Origin of the sequence: Streptomyces sp. NPDC005483 (assembly GCF_040606035.1) — a bacterium.
Taxonomy (GTDB): Bacteria; Actinomycetota; Actinomycetes; order Streptomycetales; family Streptomycetaceae; genus Streptomyces.
Genome location: NZ_JBEXEA010000013.1, coordinates 246,600 through 263,222, shown reverse-complemented (window position 1 = coordinate 263,222; position 16,623 = coordinate 246,600). Strand labels below are relative to the sequence as shown.

General features: G+C 70.4%; 16 protein-coding genes. 12 read left to right on the top strand and 4 right to left on the bottom strand.

Features of this window, described 5'->3' with window-relative positions; genetic code table 11:
• Positions 1–133 precede the first annotated feature (133 nt).
• From ABZT06_RS25765 to ABZT06_RS25710, 12 genes are all read left to right on the top strand, one after another.
• The gene (locus ABZT06_RS25765) at positions 134–1,798 is read left to right on the top strand and encodes a CTP synthase (RefSeq protein WP_053851663.1); all 1,665 of its coding nucleotides are present in this window, start codon (positions 134–136) and stop codon (positions 1,796–1,798) included.
• A gap of 85 nt (positions 1,799–1,883) precedes the next feature.
• Complete coding sequence (locus tag ABZT06_RS25760) at positions 1,884–2,510, top strand: NUDIX hydrolase (protein ID WP_355745296.1); 627 nt, start codon at positions 1,884–1,886, stop codon at positions 2,508–2,510.
• Positions 2,511–2,769: 259 nt separating this feature from the next.
• Positions 2,770–4,830 carry a tetratricopeptide repeat protein gene (locus tag ABZT06_RS25755; protein ID WP_355745293.1) on the top strand — a complete coding sequence of 687 codons (2,061 nt, stop codon included), beginning with the start codon at positions 2,770–2,772 and terminating at the stop codon, positions 4,828–4,830.
• Between the two features lie 144 nt (positions 4,831–4,974).
• Complete coding sequence (ald, locus tag ABZT06_RS25750) at positions 4,975–6,090, top strand: alanine dehydrogenase (RefSeq protein WP_355745338.1); 1,116 nt, start codon at positions 4,975–4,977, stop codon at positions 6,088–6,090.
• Between the two features lie 413 nt (positions 6,091–6,503).
• Complete coding sequence (locus ABZT06_RS25745; protein ID WP_355745291.1) at positions 6,504–7,631, top strand: ParA family protein; 1,128 nt, start codon at positions 6,504–6,506, stop codon at positions 7,629–7,631.
• Positions 7,616–8,188, top strand: a complete 573-nt coding sequence (locus ABZT06_RS25740; protein ID WP_355745288.1) for a hypothetical protein — start codon at positions 7,616–7,618, stop codon at positions 8,186–8,188. Before ABZT06_RS25745 ends, ABZT06_RS25740 begins: the two co-directional genes overlap by 16 nt.
• Positions 8,189–8,782: 594 nt before the next feature.
• Positions 8,783–9,718, top strand: coding sequence for a segregation/condensation protein A (locus ABZT06_RS25735; RefSeq protein WP_355745285.1), 936 nt, complete (start codon positions 8,783–8,785; stop codon positions 9,716–9,718).
• Complete coding sequence (gene scpB / locus ABZT06_RS25730) at positions 9,715–10,359, top strand: SMC-Scp complex subunit ScpB (protein WP_355745282.1); 645 nt, start codon at positions 9,715–9,717, stop codon at positions 10,357–10,359. Before ABZT06_RS25735 ends, scpB begins: the two co-directional genes overlap by 4 nt.
• Before the next feature lie 11 nt (positions 10,360–10,370).
• Positions 10,371–11,513, top strand: a complete 1,143-nt coding sequence (locus tag ABZT06_RS25725; protein ID WP_355745279.1) for a pseudouridine synthase — start codon at positions 10,371–10,373, stop codon at positions 11,511–11,513.
• Positions 11,514–11,767: 254 nt separating this feature from the next.
• Positions 11,768–12,301 (top strand): TIGR03086 family metal-binding protein, encoded by a 534-nt coding sequence (locus ABZT06_RS25720; protein ID WP_355745276.1) that lies wholly within the window; start codon positions 11,768–11,770, stop codon positions 12,299–12,301.
• Between the two features lie 77 nt (positions 12,302–12,378).
• Complete coding sequence (locus ABZT06_RS25715; RefSeq protein WP_355745273.1) at positions 12,379–13,095, top strand: NUDIX domain-containing protein; 717 nt, start codon at positions 12,379–12,381, stop codon at positions 13,093–13,095.
• Positions 13,092–14,108, top strand: coding sequence for an ADP-ribosylglycohydrolase family protein (locus ABZT06_RS25710; RefSeq protein ID WP_355745270.1), 1,017 nt, complete (start codon positions 13,092–13,094; stop codon positions 14,106–14,108). Before ABZT06_RS25715 ends, ABZT06_RS25710 begins: the two co-directional genes overlap by 4 nt.
• Positions 14,109–14,158: 50 nt before the next feature.
• Here ABZT06_RS25710 and ABZT06_RS25705 read toward each other — a convergent pair whose 3' ends face one another.
• From ABZT06_RS25705 to ABZT06_RS25690, 4 genes are all read right to left on the bottom strand, one after another.
• Complete coding sequence (locus ABZT06_RS25705) at positions 14,159–14,659, bottom strand: GNAT family N-acetyltransferase (RefSeq protein WP_355745267.1); 501 nt, start codon at positions 14,657–14,659, stop codon at positions 14,159–14,161.
• A gap of 47 nt (positions 14,660–14,706) precedes the next feature.
• Complete coding sequence (locus ABZT06_RS25700; RefSeq protein WP_355745264.1) at positions 14,707–15,114, bottom strand: Rieske (2Fe-2S) protein; 408 nt, start codon at positions 15,112–15,114, stop codon at positions 14,707–14,709.
• On the bottom strand, positions 15,111–15,692 hold the full coding sequence (locus ABZT06_RS25695; protein WP_355745261.1) for a DUF6529 family protein: 582 nt from the start codon (positions 15,690–15,692) through the stop codon (positions 15,111–15,113). Before ABZT06_RS25695 ends, ABZT06_RS25700 begins: the two co-directional genes overlap by 4 nt.
• A 126-nt stretch (positions 15,693–15,818) precedes the next feature.
• Positions 15,819–16,499 carry a hypothetical protein gene (locus tag ABZT06_RS25690; protein ID WP_355745258.1) on the bottom strand — a complete coding sequence of 227 codons (681 nt, stop codon included), beginning with the start codon at positions 16,497–16,499 and terminating at the stop codon, positions 15,819–15,821.
• Positions 16,500–16,623: the final 124 nt, after the last annotated feature.

Sequence of the window (16,623 nt, the reverse complement as noted above, 5' to 3'; positions counted from 1 at the left end):
GTCGGAGTGTGCGCGGAGCGTGGCCGGAAGCCATCTCCCCGAGGCGCTGATACCCTGGTAGCCCGTGGACCGGTGGGCGCCTGACCCCCGAACCGCACCTCCAGATCGCGACCACGGGAGCCCCCTCTTGGCCATGACCGCTGCTTTTCGAAACAGCACAGCCACGACGACCAAGCACATCTTCGTCACTGGGGGTGTCGCCTCCTCGCTCGGCAAGGGACTGACGGCCTCCAGCCTCGGCATGCTGCTCAAGGCGCGGGGCCTGCGCGTCGTGATGCAGAAGCTCGACCCGTACCTCAACGTCGACCCGGGCACGATGAACCCCTTCCAGCACGGTGAGGTGTTCGTCACCAACGACGGCGCCGAGACCGACCTGGACATCGGCCACTACGAGCGTTTCCTCGACCGTGACCTCGACGGCTCCGCAAACGTCACCACCGGCCAGGTCTACAACACGGTGATCGCCAAGGAGCGGCGCGGCGAGTACCTGGGCGACACCGTCCAGGTCATCCCGCACATCACCAACGAGATCAAGCACCGCATCCGCCGCATGGCGACCGACGAGGTCGACGTCGTCATCACCGAGGTCGGCGGCACGGTCGGCGACATCGAGTCGCTGCCGTTCCTGGAGACGGTCCGCCAGGTCCGCCACGAGGTCGGCCGTGACAACGTCTTCGTCGTCCATATCTCGCTCCTGCCGTACATCGGCCCCTCGGGTGAGCTGAAGACGAAGCCGACCCAGCACTCGGTTGCGGCCCTTCGGAACATCGGTATCCAGCCGGACGCCATCGTGCTGCGCTGCGACCGCGAGGTGCCGACCGCGATCAAGCGCAAGATCTCGCTGATGTGCGACGTCGACGAGGCCGCCGTGGTGGCCTGTCCCGACGCCCGGTCGATCTACGACATCCCGAAGACCGTGCACGGCGAGGGCCTGGACGCCTATGTCGTCCGCAAGCTGGACCTGCCGTTCCGGGACGTGGACTGGACGACCTGGGACGACCTGCTCGACCGCGTCCACAACCCCGACCACGAGATCACCCTCGCCCTGGTCGGCAAGTACATCGACCTGCCCGACGCCTACCTCTCGGTCACCGAGGCGCTGCGCGCGGGCGGTTTCGCCAACAAGGCCCGCGTCAAGATCAAGTGGGTCACCTCGGACGACTGCAAGACGCCGGCCGGCGCCGCGGCGCAGCTCGGTGACGTGGACGGCATCTGCATCCCGGGCGGCTTCGGCGACCGCGGCGTGCTCGGCAAGGTGGGCGCGATCAAGTACGCCCGCGAGAACAAGATCCCGCTGCTCGGTCTCTGCCTGGGCCTGCAGTGCATCGTGATCGAGGCCGCGCGCAACCTCGCCGACATCCCGGACGCCAACTCCACCGAGTTCGACTCGGCCACCGGCCACCCGGTCATCTCCACCATGGCCGAGCAGCTCGACATCGTCGCCGGTGAGGGCGACATGGGCGGCACCATGCGGCTCGGCATGTACCCGGCCAAGCTCGCCGAGGGCTCCATCGTCCGCGAGGTGTACGACGGCAAGGAGTACGTCGAGGAGCGGCACCGGCACCGCTACGAGGTGAACAACGCCTATCGCGCGGAGCTGGAGAAGAAGGCGGGCATCCTGTTCTCCGGCACCTCGCCGGACGGCAAGCTCGTCGAGTACGTCGAGTACCCGCGCGACGTCCACCCGTACCTGGTCGCCACGCAGGCCCACCCCGAGCTGCGCTCGCGTCCGACCAGGCCGCACCCGCTGTTCGCCGGCCTGGTGAAGGCGGCGGTCGAGCGGCAGAGTTCCAAGTAGCACGACAGTTGTACGGTGGCCGGGGCGCGCGCATTCAAAGGGCGGGCGTCCCGGCTTCTTTTGCGCAGGTGGGGAAGGACAGGGCATGACGATCAAGGACACCCCGGAAGAGTGGGAGATCCGGGCGACGAAGACCCCCTTCGTGGGCAACAAGACCTCCGTCCGCACGGACGAGGTGGTCATGCCCGACGGGTCGGTGGTCGGCCGCGACTACCAGGTCCACCCGGGTTCCGTGGCCGTCCTCGCCCTCGACGACGAGGACCGGGTCCTGCTCATCCGGCAGTACCGGCACCCCGTACGGCAGAAGCTGTGGGAGATCCCCGCGGGGCTCCTCGACGTGCCGGGTGAGAACCCGCTGCACGCGGCTCAGCGGGAGCTGTACGAGGAGGCGCACGTCAAGGCGGAGGACTGGCGGGTGCTGACGGACGTCTACACGTCGCCGGGGGGCTGCGACGAGGCGATCCGGATCTTCCTCGCCCGGGGGCTCTCCGAGGCCGACGGCGAGCGCTTCGAGGTCGAGCACGAGGAGATCGACCTGGAGTACGCGCGTGTGCCCGTGCCCGAGCTTGTGCGGGGGGCGCTGGCGGGGGAACTTCATAACGCCTGCCTGGTGGTGGGGGTCCTGTCGTTGGTCGCCGCGCGTGCCTCCGGCGGGTTGGACGGGTTGCGGTCGGCTGAGGCGGAGTGGCCTGCGCGGCCGTTCGAGGGCTGATGCCGATGCGGGTAGCGCCGTAGTCGTGTCGGATCGTCGCGGGATGCGGGTCCGATGTGGGTGGTCGCGCAGTTCCCCGCGCCCCTGGCGGTACTGCCGAGACCGGCGATCCTATGATCCGTTGATCCGATCGAGGGACTCTTCAGTCCTCACCGCCGCGCTCCGCCAGGAACGTTGCACAGCGTGAACTAGGCTCTTAAAAGCCCGAACCGGGGTCACCGGCGGGCTTTGCGCGTGCGGTGGGACGGGAGTGTGGCCCGTGACGGATCAGGCGGTGGACGCAGGCGGCGTACGGCTGTCCGGCGAGGGCCGGTTCCTGGGGCGGACGCGGGAGTTGAAGGAGCTGCGGGCCGACATCGAGCGGGCGGGACTCGACACGCTCTCCGGTAGGAAGGCACCCCGCGCGCGCGTGCTGCTCATCGCGGGGCGCCCCGGGTCCGGCCGGACCGCACTCGCCGAGGAACTCGTCCGGGCGGTCGCTGACCGTTACGACGGGGTGCTGCGCGCCCGGTTGAGCGAGCCCGACGGCACCCCCGTACCGATCGGGGACGCCGCACGGGAACTGCTCACCGTGCTGGGCGTGCAGGCGCCCGCCGGAGCCGCCGAGGACGACCTCACGGCGGTGCTGCGCGAGGCCCTCGCCGATCGGCGTGCGCTGGTTCTGCTCGACGACGCGGTGACCGCGGAACAGGTGGACGCCCTGCTTCCGGATGCCCCGGAGTGCCTGGTCGTGGCCGTGTCGGGAGGTCCGCTGACCGGAATCGCGGACGTCCGTCCGTGCACCCTCGGCGGGCTCGACACCAAGTCCGCGCTGGAGCTGCTGTCCCGGCACACCGGGTCGGTCCGCATCACCGTCGACCCCCGTGCCGCCGAGGGGCTCGTCGAGGAGTGCCAGGGCCACGCCGCCGCGCTGATGCTGGCGGGGGGCTGGCTCGCCGCCCGCCCCAAGGCGGCCGTCGCCGATCTGGCCAAGCACCTGCATACGGAGAGTGACGAGGGGAGCCCGCTCAGCCGGGTCTTCAAGCTCGTCTACACGTCCCTGCCCGACCCGGCCGCCCGGACCCTGCGCCTGCTCTCCCTCGCCCCGGCCGGCCTCATCGACCCGCACACCGCCTCGGCGCTCGCCGGCTGCTCGGTGAGCGGGGCCCGCTCGACCCTGGACGACTTCGTCGCGCTCGGTCTGCTGCACGCCGTGGACTCACCGCTGCCGCAGTACGAGGTGCCCGGCTGTCTGTACCCCCTGCTCAAGGCCCTCGCCGACACCCAGGACCGCCCGGCCGAGCTCCAGCTGGCCCGGGCCCGCATGCTGGAGCGGACCGTACGGCTGCTCCAGGCCTCCCGCACGATCACCGAGACCGACAGCCCCGACTCCCGCGACAAGCTCCAGGGCATGCCGCGTTCCGTGCGCTTCCCGACCCCCCGGGCCGCCGAGGACTGGCTGCGCATCCGCCGGCCAGCCCTGCTCGCCGCGGCCCGTCTCGCGGTCGCCGACGGGGAGCTGGACACCCTGGCCCGGCGCCTGATGTCGCAGCTCGTGCGCACGATGGTGGCCCACTTCGGCATGAAGGCCGCCGCTCCCGACCTCTACGGCATCCACGGCCTCGTCCTGGACATCGCCGAGCGGCGCGCCCTGCCCCGCGAGAAGGCCGCCGCCCTGCTGAACCTCGCCGACCTGGATGCCCAGACCGGCCGGACCCGGGAGGCGCTGGCGCGCTACCGGGCGGCGCTGGACGCCGGACGCGAGGCGAACGACCCGTACGCGACCGGCCGCGCGATGGAATCCGTAGGCGGCGCGCATCTGGAGCTCGGGGACTACGACCGGGCCGCCGACTGGTTCGGCCGGGCCCTCGCCCAGCGGCTGGCCCGGGACGAGCGCGCGGAGGCCGCCCGGCTGTACGGCCGTATCGCCACCGCGCACACCTACGCCGGCCGTTACGGAGAGGCGGTCAGGAACTGGCGGGCCGCGCTCGCCGGGCACCGCAAGAACGGCGATGTCGCAGCCCACGCGCGCGCGTTGAGCGAACTCGCCCGTGTCCAGGAGTACGCCGGACACCCCGAGGAGTCGCTGCGTACCTGCCAAGAGGCCGTGGAGTGGGCACGCCGCGCCGAGGACGTCCGGCTGCAGGCCGCGCTCCAGTTGCGGCTCGCGGACACGCTGGACCGCCTCGGCGATCCCGCGGCGGCCCAGCTGCACCGCGGCGCCGCCGATCGGCTGCTGGGGGAGGAGCTTTCCCAGGAGGAATCCGGGTCTGAGCAGGTCGAGGAACCGAAACAAGACGCTGACGCCTGCGAAATCCGTAGTACATCCGCAGAAGATTGATGCAATGAAAGGCTAGACAGCGGGAACACCTTCATTAGACTGGCTCTGCCGCACCTTCTCCTGCGGTGTCTCCTGGTGTGCTCACGCATGCCCGGGTATGTGTTGTATTGCCCCACACACTCTGAGCCAAGGACCGTGATCCACGTGAAGGTCGGCATCCCCCGCGAGGTCAAGAACAACGAGTTCCGGGTGGCCATCACCCCCGCCGGTGTGCACGAGCTGGTGCGCCACGGTCACCAGGTCGTCATCGAGCGGGGCGCCGGTGTCGGCTCCTCCATCCCGGACGAGGAGTACGTCGCCGAGGGCGCCCGCATCCTGGACACCGCCGACGAGGTGTGGGCCACCGCCGACCTGCTGCTGAAGGTCAAGGAGCCGGTCGCCGAGGAGTACCACCGCCTCCGCAAGGACCAGACGCTCTTCACCTACCTGCACCTGGCCGCCTCCAAGGAGTGCACCGACGCGCTCATCGAGTCGGGCACCACCGCGATCGCCTACGAGACCGTCGAGCTGCCCTCCCGGGCGCTCCCGCTGCTCGCCCCGATGTCCGAGGTCGCGGGCCGGCTCGCCCCCCAGGTCGGCGCCTACCACCTCATGCGCTCGGTCGGCGGCCGCGGTGTCCTGCCCGGCGGCGTCCCCGGCACCCAGCCCGCGCGGGCCGTCGTCATCGGCGGCGGGGTCTCCGGCTGGAACGCCACCCAGATCGCCGTCGGCGTGGGCTTCCACGTCACGCTGCTCGATCGCGACATCAACAAGCTGCGCGAGGCCGACAAGGTCTTCGGCACCAAGGTCCGGGCGATCATGTCCAACGCCTTCGAGCTGGAGAAGGCCGTCCTGGACGCCGACCTCGTCATCGGCGCGGTGCTCATCCCGGGCGCCAAGGCCCCGAAGCTGGTCACCAACGAGCTCGTCTCCCGGATGAAGCCCGGAAGTGTCCTTGTCGACATCGCCATCGACCAGGGTGGCTGCTTCGAGGACTCGCGTCCGACCACCCACGCCGAACCGACCTTCCAGGTCCACGACTCGGTCTTCTACTGCGTCGCCAACATGCCGGGCGCGGTGCCCAACACCTCGACCTACGCGCTCACCAACGCGACGCTGCCCTACATCGTCGAACTCGCCGACCGGGGTTGGGTGGAGGCGCTGCGCCGCGATCCCGCGCTGGCGAAGGGTCTCAACACCCATGACGGCAAGGTCGCTTACCGGGAGGTCGCGGAGGCGCACGGCCTGGAGCACACCGAGCTCGAGACGCTGCTCGGCTGAGTCCGTGACCTGGGTCGATAGCTAAGTCACCTTTTCGTAAAGGCGATACGTCAACAAGGCGCGTCAACGAGGCACATGCGGCCGGACCTTGCCCCACAAGGTCCGGCCGGATGTGTGTATGGTCACTTTGCGACTCTCGGTCAACTCGCGTCGAACGTAACCCTTGAACCGATTCGTACACCGGCGAAACCTGCCGTGCGACTGCCGTACGCCCTTGACAGCGGGATGTTTCATTGCCGACACATCCTGCCGGGTCCGGCGGATTGTGTTGCTGTGAGCACCCGACACGCCATAGAGTCGCCAACCGTCGGCATGGTGCCACGCTGACCTTGTCTAGAAGTTTCCTGGTCACCAAGGAGGTAAGACGACTTGTGAATGAGTCGACATTTTCTCCCGGGGGTGGTCAACCAGGAATGCCTGCCGAGGCCCAGAGCCCCGCAGGGTTCGAGGCTGTCGGCTCCGTCGCGGTGCGCACCTTCGCAGCCCACCAGAGTCCGCGCACCGTGCGGACAGCACACCACAGCATGGATGGCCATCACGTGAACGCCATGGCCGGCGACGGAAGTGGCGCGCCCCACAACCACTTCGCCGACTACGACGAACTGCCCGAGGGGCACTTCTACGACCCCGACGCCGAGTACGAGCCGGATCCGGAGTACGCGGCCACGCTCGCGCCCGACGCGGCCCGCCAGCGCCGTGAGCGCGTGGGACCGACCGGACGCCCGCTGCCGTACTTCCCGATCCCGGGCCCGCTGACCGACCACGGCCCCGCGAAGATCATCGCGATGTGCAACCAGAAGGGCGGCGTGGGCAAGACCACGTCGACCATCAACCTGGGTGCCGCGCTCGCGGAGTACGGCCGGCGCGTGCTGCTCGTGGACTTCGACCCGCAGGGCGCGCTGTCGGTGGGTCTCGGTGTCAACCCGATGGAGCTCGACCTCACGGTCTACAACCTGCTCATGGAGCGGGGCATGGCGGCCGACGAGGTCCTGCTGAAGACCGCGGTCCCCAACATGGACCTGCTGCCGAGCAATATCGACTTGTCGGCGGCAGAGGTCCAGCTGGTTTCCGAGGTCGCCCGTGAGTCGACATTGCAGCGGGCCCTGAAGCCGCTCATGGCCGACTACGACTACATCGTGATCGACTGTCAGCCCTCGCTCGGTCTCCTCACGGTCAATGCCCTGACGGCCGCGCACAAGGTGATAGTGCCGCTGGAGTGCGAGTTCTTCGCCCTGCGTGGTGTCGCACTGCTGACGGAGACCATCGAGAAGGTCCAGGAACGGCTCAACCCGGAGCTGGAGCTCGACGGGATCCTCGCCACGATGTACGACTCGCGCACCGTGCACAGCCGTGAGGTGCTGGCCCGCGTGGTCGAGGCGTTCGACGACCACGTCTACCACACGGTCATCGGGCGCACGGTCCGCTTCCCGGAGACCACGGTCGCCGGTGAGCCGATCACCACGTACGCCTCCAACTCCGTCGGTGCCGCCGCCTATCGCCAGCTCGCCAGGGAGGTGCTCGCCCGGTGTCACGCCGAGTGAGTCTGCCGGGGGCCGACGAACTGTTCCGTACGACAGGGGGAATGGCGCTCCAGGCGTCCACTCCCCGGCGGGGGGCCAACGGCGAGGCCCGGGTACCGGCTCCCGCGGGGGAGTCCGACGTGGCCGAGGACGCGCCGCAGTCCGTGCCCGCACAGGGCGGGGACGGCGACGGGGCCGAGCACGTGGCGGCCGACGCCGAGTCCGCGGAGGCGGGCGAGTCCCGTCTCCGGGCGGCCGCCGCGGAGCGCACCGCGCGACGTCAGGAGGCGCAGGAAGGTTCTGCCCAGGCCTCCGGCGGCGCGCAGCCGCGTGGCAAGCGCGGCCGGTCACCGGCTCGGCGGCCCAGCGGGCGCGAGCGGCACGACGAGAAGATCACCGTGTATGTGTCGGCCGAGGAGCTCATGGATCTGGAGCACGCCCGTCTCGTGCTCCGGGGTGAGCACGGGCTGGCGGTGGACCGCGGACGGATCGTGCGCGAGGCGGTCGCCGTGGTGCTGGCGGATCTGGAGTCCCGCGGGGACGCGAGCATTCTCGTCCGTCGGCTGCGTGGGCGGTAGCGGTAGCCTGCGGGGGCTATGACCTCGAACGACGTTCCCCCCGGCACCGGTGCAGCAGCCGGCCGTCGGCGTGTGCTGGGGCGGGGGCCGGGCGCTCCGCGGGTTGAGCCCGATGCTCCGCGGGTCGAGCCGGTCACGGAGGCGGAGATCGAGGCCGCGGGGGTCTCGGCGGAGCCGGAGGTCGAGGCCGCGGAGGCTGCGCGCGCGGGAGTCGAGTCCGCGGGAACCGAGGCCGCTTCGGCTGGGGCCGCGGAGATCGAGGTCGCGGAGTTTGAGCCCGCGGGAGCCGAGTCCGCGTTGGTTGCGGTCGCGGAGTTCGGGCGCGCTAAAGCCGGGTCCGCGGAGGCTGGGGTCGCGGAGATTGGGCGCGCGAAAGCCGAGTCCGCGGGAACCGAGGTCGCGTCTGCTGGGGTCGCGGAGGTCGAGCCGGCGGGGGCCGCGGCCGTTTTGGCTGAGGTTGCTGAGGCTGAGTCCGCGTCGGCTGGGGTCGCGGAGTTCGGACGCGCGACAGCCGAGTCCGCGGAGGTTGAGGGCGCGGAGGTCGAGCCGGCCGGAGCCGGGGCCGCGTTGGCTGAGGTAGCCGAGGCTGAGTCCGTGTTGGCGGAGGTCGCGGAGGCCGAGCTCGCGGGAGCCGCAGTCGTATTGGCTGAGCCCGCGGAAGCCGGGGCCGCGGAGGCCGACCCTGGGGAGGCCGGGGCCGGCCCCCGGGAGGGCGGCGAGTCCGACGGGGTCTTCAAGGTTCGGCTCGCCAACTTCGAGGGACCTTTCGACCTGCTTCTCCAGCTGATCTCCAAGCACAAACTGGACGTCACCGAGGTTGCGCTCTCCAGGGTCACCGACGAGTTCATGGCGTACATCCGGGCCATGGGGCCGGACTGGGATCTCGACGAGACGACCGAGTTCTTGGTCGTAGCCGCCACCCTCCTCGACCTCAAGGCGGCCCGGCTGCTGCCCGCCGCTCAGGTGGAGGACGAGGCCGACCTGGCGCTTCTGGAAGCCCGTGACCTGCTCTTCGCGCGGCTGCTCCAGTACCGCGCCTACAAGCAGATCGCCGACATCTTCAACCGGCGCCTCGACGAGGAGGCCCGGCGCTACCCCCGTACCGTCGGTCTCGAACCGCACCACGCCGATCTGCTGCCCGAGGTTGTCATCAGCATCGGGCCCGAGGGGTTCGCGAAGCTCGCCGTGAAGGCGATGCAGCCCAAGCCCAAGCCGCAGGTGTACGTCGACCACATCCACGCGCCCCTGGTGAGTGTCCAGGAGCAGGCGGGGATCGTGGTCGCACGGCTCAGGGAGCTCGGTGAGGCCAGCTTCCGGCTGCTGGTGGAGGACGCCGACGGCACCCTGACCGTCGTGGCGCGCTTCCTGGCACTGCTGGAGCTGTACCGCGAGAAGGCCGTGGCCCTGGACCAGGAGACCGCGCTCGGGGAGCTGGTCGTGCGGTGGACCGGCGGCGAGGGGGAGGCCGAGCCGACGGTGACCGACGAGTTCGACCGACCGCCCGAGCTGCCCAAGGAGGACAAGGCGTGAGCGAGGACACCACCGAGGCCCCGGCGGGACTGCCGGGCGTCGCCGACCTCGATCTGAAGCCGGCCCTGGAGGCCGTCCTGATGGTCGTGGACGAGCCCGCGACCGAGGAGCACCTGGCGAAGATCCTGGAGCGGCCGAAGCGGCAGATCACCAGGGCGCTCAGGGAACTGGCGGGCGAGTATGCCGCCCAGGGGCGTGGCTTCGAGCTGCGGCACGTCGCCAACGGCTGGCGTTTCTACAGCAGGGCCACGTACGCCCCGGCCGTGGAACGGTTCGTCCTGGACGGGCAGCAGGCCCGCCTCACCCAGGCCGCGCTGGAGACGCTGGCGGTGGTCGCCTACCGCCAGCCGGTCAGCCGCAGCCGGGTCTCCGCGGTGCGCGGAGTGAACTGTGACGGTGTGATGCGCACCCTTCTCCAGAGGGGTCTGGTCGCGGAGGCGGGCACGGAACCCGAAACAGGTGCGATCCTGTACGTGACGACGAACTATTTCCTGGAGCGGATGGGCCTGCGCGGTCTGGACGAGCTCCCGGAGCTCGCGCCCTTCCTCCCGGAGGCGGAGGCGATCGAGGCCGAGACCCAGGAAGCCGTACCGTCGTTCGATCCGGACGCCCCGGATTCCGAGGACACAGACGACAACTAGACGGAAACTTGATGCGAAGCAGCAGCGGCAGGAACAGCAGCGGAAACAACGGCGGGAGCCGTGGTGGCAACAGCGGCGGCCGCGGCGGGAGCAGCGGTGGTCGCGGGGGGAGTGCCGGTGGTCGCGGTAACTACCGCGGTGCCGGGAACGACCGCGACGACAAGCAGGGCGGCCGGCCGAAGAACCCCCGCCCCGAGGAGCGCCGCTACGACGTGGGCCCCGGCGGTACCCACGACGGACCCAAGTCCGGGCGCGGTGCCTCCGCGCGCGGCGGCGCCAAGGGCGGCCCCAAGCAGGGTCAGGGCACCGGGCGGGGCCGTTGGGTGCCGGCGACCTCCCGCGAGTACGAGGCGCGGGCCGAGGAGCGCAACCGGGAGCGGTACGCCGGCAAGAAGGACGTGAAGCCTCCGAAGACCTTCCCGGGCGCCGAGCAGGAGGGCGAGCGGCTCCAGAAGATCCTCGCGCGCGCGGGCTACGGCTCGCGGCGGTCCTGCGAGGAGCTCATCGAGCAGGCCCGGGTCGAGGTCAACGGCGAGATCGTGCTGGAGCAGGGCAAGCGGGTCGACCCGGAGAAGGACGAGGTCAAGGTCGACGGCCTCACGGTGGCGACGCAGTCGTACCAGTTCTTCTCGCTGAACAAGCCCGCCGGTGTGGTCTCGACGATGGAGGACAACGAGGGCCGTCAATGCCTCGGCGACTACGTCACCAACCGTGAGACGCGGCTCTTCCACGTGGGACGGCTCGACACCGAGACCGAGGGCGTGATCCTGCTCACCAACCACGGCGAGCTGGCGCACCGGCTGACCCACCCCAAGTACGGCGTGAAGAAGGTCTACCTCGCGCACATCGTGGGCCCGATCCCGCGCGACCTGGGCAAGCAGCTCAAGGACGGCATCCAGCTGGAGGACGGGTACGCGAAGGCGGACCACTTCCGGGTCGTCGAGCAGACCGGCAAGAACTACCTCGTCGAGGTCACCCTGCACGAGGGCCGCAAGCACATCGTGCGCCGGATGCTCGCCGAGGCCGGCTTCCCGGTCGACAAGCTGGTGCGGGTCGCCTTCGGCCCCATCACCCTGGGCGACCAGAAGTCGGGCTGGCTGCGGCGGCTGTCCAACACCGAGGTCGGCATGCTGATGAAGGAAGTCGACCTGTAGTCCCTCCACACGCGTGTGTGCGGCCGGTTCCGGAATCCACCGGGGCCGGCCGATGCGTTTTCGTCCTCCTCTCGGTCTGTATCCGTGACGGAGGGAGTGGGGATGAACGTGGGGAACGCCGACTGTGGCGGGACGGGTCCGGCAGCGCTGGAGGGCCGTGTGCGGCCTTCGCGGGCCGTCGGGCTCCTCGGGGCTCGGGAGATGCCTGTGAGGCCGCCGAGGGGCTGCTGTGGCGTCCTGGCGTGGGTGCGGGCATGAGCGCGGGGGAGTTGTTGGAGCGCTCGCTCGCCTACGCGCTGGGCAGAGTCGCGGCGGCGCAGCGTGTGGACCTCGGCAGGGGCACCCCGTGCGCCCAGTGGAATCTGGGCGAGTTGCTGGAGCATCTCGACGACTCGCTGGACGCGCTGTACGAGGGGCTGAGCGGCGGGCGGATCGGACTGCTCCCGCACGCCGACCGGGTCTGCGGCTTCCGCACCCGCGCGTGTGCCGTGCTCGGCGCCTGGGCCGCAGGACCGCCTGAAGGCGTGCTGGTGGGGGAACGGCCGCTGGACGTGCGGGTGATGGCCGCCGTCGGCGCCGTCGAGATCACCGTGCACGGGTGGGACGTGGGCCGGTCCTGTGGACGGCCGCGGCCCATACCGGACGGCCTCGCGGACGAACTCCTGTCCGTCGCCCGGTGCGTGGTGGGGGAGGAGGACCGGGGTGCGCGGTTCGCCGAACCGGTCTCCGTGCCGTCGAGCGCGCATGCCGGGACCCGGCTTCTCGCCTTTTTGGGCCGACCACTCTGAAGGCTTGTGGAAAGCTCTCGCGCTCTTTATAGTCGTAGTGACTATTAGTCATGCTGACCATGAAGGGGCGGATGTGAGTGGACTACGACAAGTACGCCCACGAACCCTTCGCCGTCACCGTCGACCTCGCCGTCCTCACCGTGACCGAAGGCGCCCTGCGCGCGCTGCTCGTGGAGCGGGGACAGGAGCCGTACGCCGGACAGTGGGCGCTGCCCGGCGGGTTCCTGCACCCGGACGAGTCCGCGGAGACGGCGGCCCGGCGCGAACTCGCCGAGGAGACCGGGCTGTCGGACCTCTCCGGGCTGCATCTCGAGCAGCTGCGGACCTACAGCGAACCCGACCGCGACCCCCGGATGCGAGTCGTCTCCGTCGCGTTCGCCGCGCTGCTCCCCGACCCTCCCGAGCCGCACGGCGGCAGCGACGCGGCCGAGGCCCGCTGGGTGCCGTACGACAAGGCGGGGCCGCTCGCCTTCGACCACGACCGCATCCTGGCCGACGCCCATGAACGCGTCGGCGCCAAGCTCGAGTACACCTGCCTCGCCACCGCCTTCTGCCCGCCCGAGTTCACCCTCGGCGAGCTCCAGCAGGTGTACGAGACCGTCTGGGGCACCGCCCTCGACCGGCCCAACTTCCGCCGCAAGGTGCTCGCCACCCCCGGCTTCGTCGAGGCCGTCCCCGGTGCCGCACGTCTGACCGGCGGCCGCGGCAAACCGGCCGCGCTCTACCGCGCCGGACCGGCCACCACTCTGCACCCCCCTCTTCTCCGACCGTCCCCGGAAGGACGCCCCGCATGACCACGATCCTGACCAAACGCGCCGCCACCGGCACTCTCGTCGGCCTCGCCCTCGGGGACGCCCTCGGCTTCCCGACCGAGTTCAACGACGTGCGGTCGATCCTCGCCAAGTGCGGGCCGTGGCGGGAGATGGAGTTGCGCACGCCGGCCGTCGTCAGCGACGACACGCAGATGACGCTGGCCGTGGGCAGAGGGCTGCGTACGGCGATGGACCGGGGGGTTCTCGGGCCCGAGATGGCGGAGCCGGTCCGGCGGGAGTTCGTCGCGTGGAACCGCTCCCCGGAGAACAACCGCGCCCCGGGCAACACCTGCCTGAGGGCCTGCGACCTGCTGGAGCGTACGGATCTGCCCTGGCAGCACGCCAGCCAGATCGGCTCCAAGGGCTGCGGCGCCAACATGCGCGTCGCGCCCGTCGGACTCGTCCCCGGGCTCAGTGACGAACAGCGCGCGGGCGCCGCCCAGTTGCAGTCCGCGCTCACCCACGGGCACCCGACGGCACTCGCCGCGTCCGACCTCACCGCGCGTGCCGTACGGCTGCTCGCGCAGGGCGCCGAACCGGGTGAACTGGTCGGACTGCTGCGGTCGTACGCCCTGGTGAATCGGGGCCACTACCACGAGCGTTGGCTCGGCGACCTGTGGGAGAGGAGTCAGGACCCGACCCCCGGGCAGTTCATCGCGCGCGGCTGGGACGAGTGCCTGACGGTCCTCGACCGGCTCGACGACGCCTTGCGCGGCGCCTCGCCGGAGGAGGACCCCTGTCTGGCCACCGGGGCCGGCTGGATCGCCGAAGAGGCCCTGGCGACCGGGCTGTTGTGCTTCCTGCAGTTCCCGGAGGAGCCCTTGACAGCTCTGCGGCGGGCCGCGTGCAGCTCCGGCGACTCCGACTCGATCGCCTGCCTGACCGGTGCCTTCGCGGGCGCCCACCTGGGAGCGGACGCGTGGCCGGTCGAGTGGGCCGACCGGATCGAGTACGGCAGTGAACTCGTGACGCTCGGGGCGCTCTGGGACGCCTGACGCCTCAGCCGTGGACCGGGCGGATCGATGGACCGGCAGGCCGGTGCGCGCTACTGCTGGAGTGCCAGATCGTGCTGGTACCAGGTGCCCGGCTTGCCGCCGAGTTCGGCCGGATCGGCCGGACCGACCGGGACGAACCCGGCCTTGGTCAGCACCTTCCGGGACGCGGCATTCTCGTGGGCCGTGGCCGCCCGCAGCGTACGCAGCCCGTACCGCGCCACTGCCAGGCGGCACAGCTCCAGAACGGTCGCGGTCGCGATGCCGCGGCCGGCGACGTGCTGCGCGACCCGGTAACCGAGTACGGCGGTACCGTCCTCGAGGTCGTACAGATTGAACCGCCCCAGTACCGAACCGTCCTCGGCCATGAGCACGTGGAAAACGCAGATGCCGGCCTCCTGTTCAGCCAGCAAGGCGCTGAACCGGTCGGCGAAGCGGTCGAAGTAGGCGTCGCCGCGGTCGGAGACCGAGGCGGCGAAGTAGGCGCGGTTCGCCAGCTCGAAGGCCAGGACGGCCGGGGCGTGACCAGCACGCAGTTGCTTCAGCTCGGGCACCGCCCGACTCTATCCGGGCGGTGCGCCGAGGCCATCCGGGTTTTTCGCTAGGCGAGTTCGATCGAGTCGCCGCTGACCTTGATCTGCTTCTCGGGCAGCGGCTGGTTTGCCGGCGGGTTGGCCACCGAGCCGTCCGTGATGTTGAACTTGCTGCCGTGGCAAGGGCAGTTGATGGTGCCGCCGGACACGCTGGCCACCTGGCAGCCCTGGTGGGTGCAGATGTTCGAGAAGGCCTTGAACTCGCCCTCCTTCGGCTGGGTGACGACGACCTTCTCGTCCTTGAAGATCTTCCCGCCGCCGACCGGGATCTCGCTCGTCTTCGCCAGTGCCGTGCCGGCCTTCACCGAACTGGACCCGGAGTCGCTGTTCTCGTCGCCGTACTCGCTGCAGCCGGCGGTCAGCGTGGCCGCGCCCGTCGCGAGAAGGATCGTGCGCCGCGTCGGGCTGTGCGTCATGTCGTGACTCCGAAGGTGCGGAAGAACCAGAGGGCCGAGGTCAGCCAGAGGACGGTGAGCGCGGTGAAGACGAGCCCTCCGACGATCGGCAGCAGCCACCCGGGAAGTCGCTCCGAACGGAGCAGCAGCATCTTGGCACTGAAGACACCGAAGAAGAAGCAGCCGAAGAGGGAGTGCCACAGAACGCGTGATTCGTAGGACTGGAAGCCCAGCGCGTACAGACAGTGCACCGCGACCGGCACCGCGACCAGGAAGGCCACCCGGCCGGACCAGCGGTGCAGGGTGGACGACCAGCTCGGCCCCGGCAGCTTGCCGTACACCATCAGCGCCGAAACGAGCTGCACGAGCGCGAAGAAGAACGCGACCGTCGCGAGCCAGGACTTCACCGCGCCGGTGCTGCTGAAGCCGGCGAGGTTGAAGGCGGTCCCCGCCGGGTCGTGGACCTTGCCGTAGACGCCCAGGGCGACCGCCACCGCGGCGGCGACCAGGGCCGGGATCAGATAGCGGGCCGGGCCGGGGCCACGCTCGGGTTCGGGCGAGGGCCAGCTCTGGGTGGCCGCGTTCGGGTCGACGGTCATGATCGGCTCCCTCGGGCTAGGGTCTGTCCGGCGGATCAGGCCGGCTGCAAAAAACGGTGCTGCTCGGTGCAGACGGGCGTGCCCAGCCCCGCGACGCCGGCATGACCCGCCGGACAGGCCCTAGGGTCAGGGTGTTACCGGGCGGGCCGTGAGCTGCTGTCCGTCGACCGTCACCGCACCGGTCTCGGGGTCGATCTCCGGCGCCGGGGAGGGCTTGCCGTCGCGCTTGACGATGCCGACCTGCTCGCCGTCCGGCAGGATGATCCAGCCGCCTTCGATCTTCGCGCCGGCCACGGTGCTGTTCGCCTTGTAGAGCCCGGAGGACTTCTTCGTCCTGCCGATGGTGAAGGCGTAGCTCCCGCTGCCGACGTGGGCCGTGCCGTGGAGCTCCTTGGTCCCCTTCACCTTGGCGTCCAGGCTCGCGCCGCCCTTTCCGGTGAGGCGCAGGCTGCCGTCGTCCGTCACGTCGCCCTGCAGCCACGACTCGATGTTGTGGCCGTCGCAGACGTACGCGATCGCCTTGTCGTCGCGCACCGTGACCGCGACCGCGGAGGAGTCGTCGTCGGTACGGCCCGTGTAGACGCCCTCGGGCACCGAGGTCCGGGCCGGGGACGGGCTGGGCGGCGCGGACGTGGATGCCGGTGCGGTGCCCGGTGATGCCTTGGTGCCGGCCGACGGCTTCACGGACGCCGGCGGCTTCACGTACGAGGACGTGGACTTCTCTCCCGTGGTGGCGTTGAGCGAGAGCATGAACAGGCCGAACAGCAACCCCGCGAGCAGTGTCAGCAACGGTCCGGAACGCTTCATGAAAGGGGCCTCCCCCGAGGCGAGTTTCCTGCCATCAGAGCGGACCCGGGGTCCCGCGTCCAGAGGCGCACGGGTGTGTTTCCACCCCAAGTAGCGGAACTGCGACGTTCGGGTGACATTGACA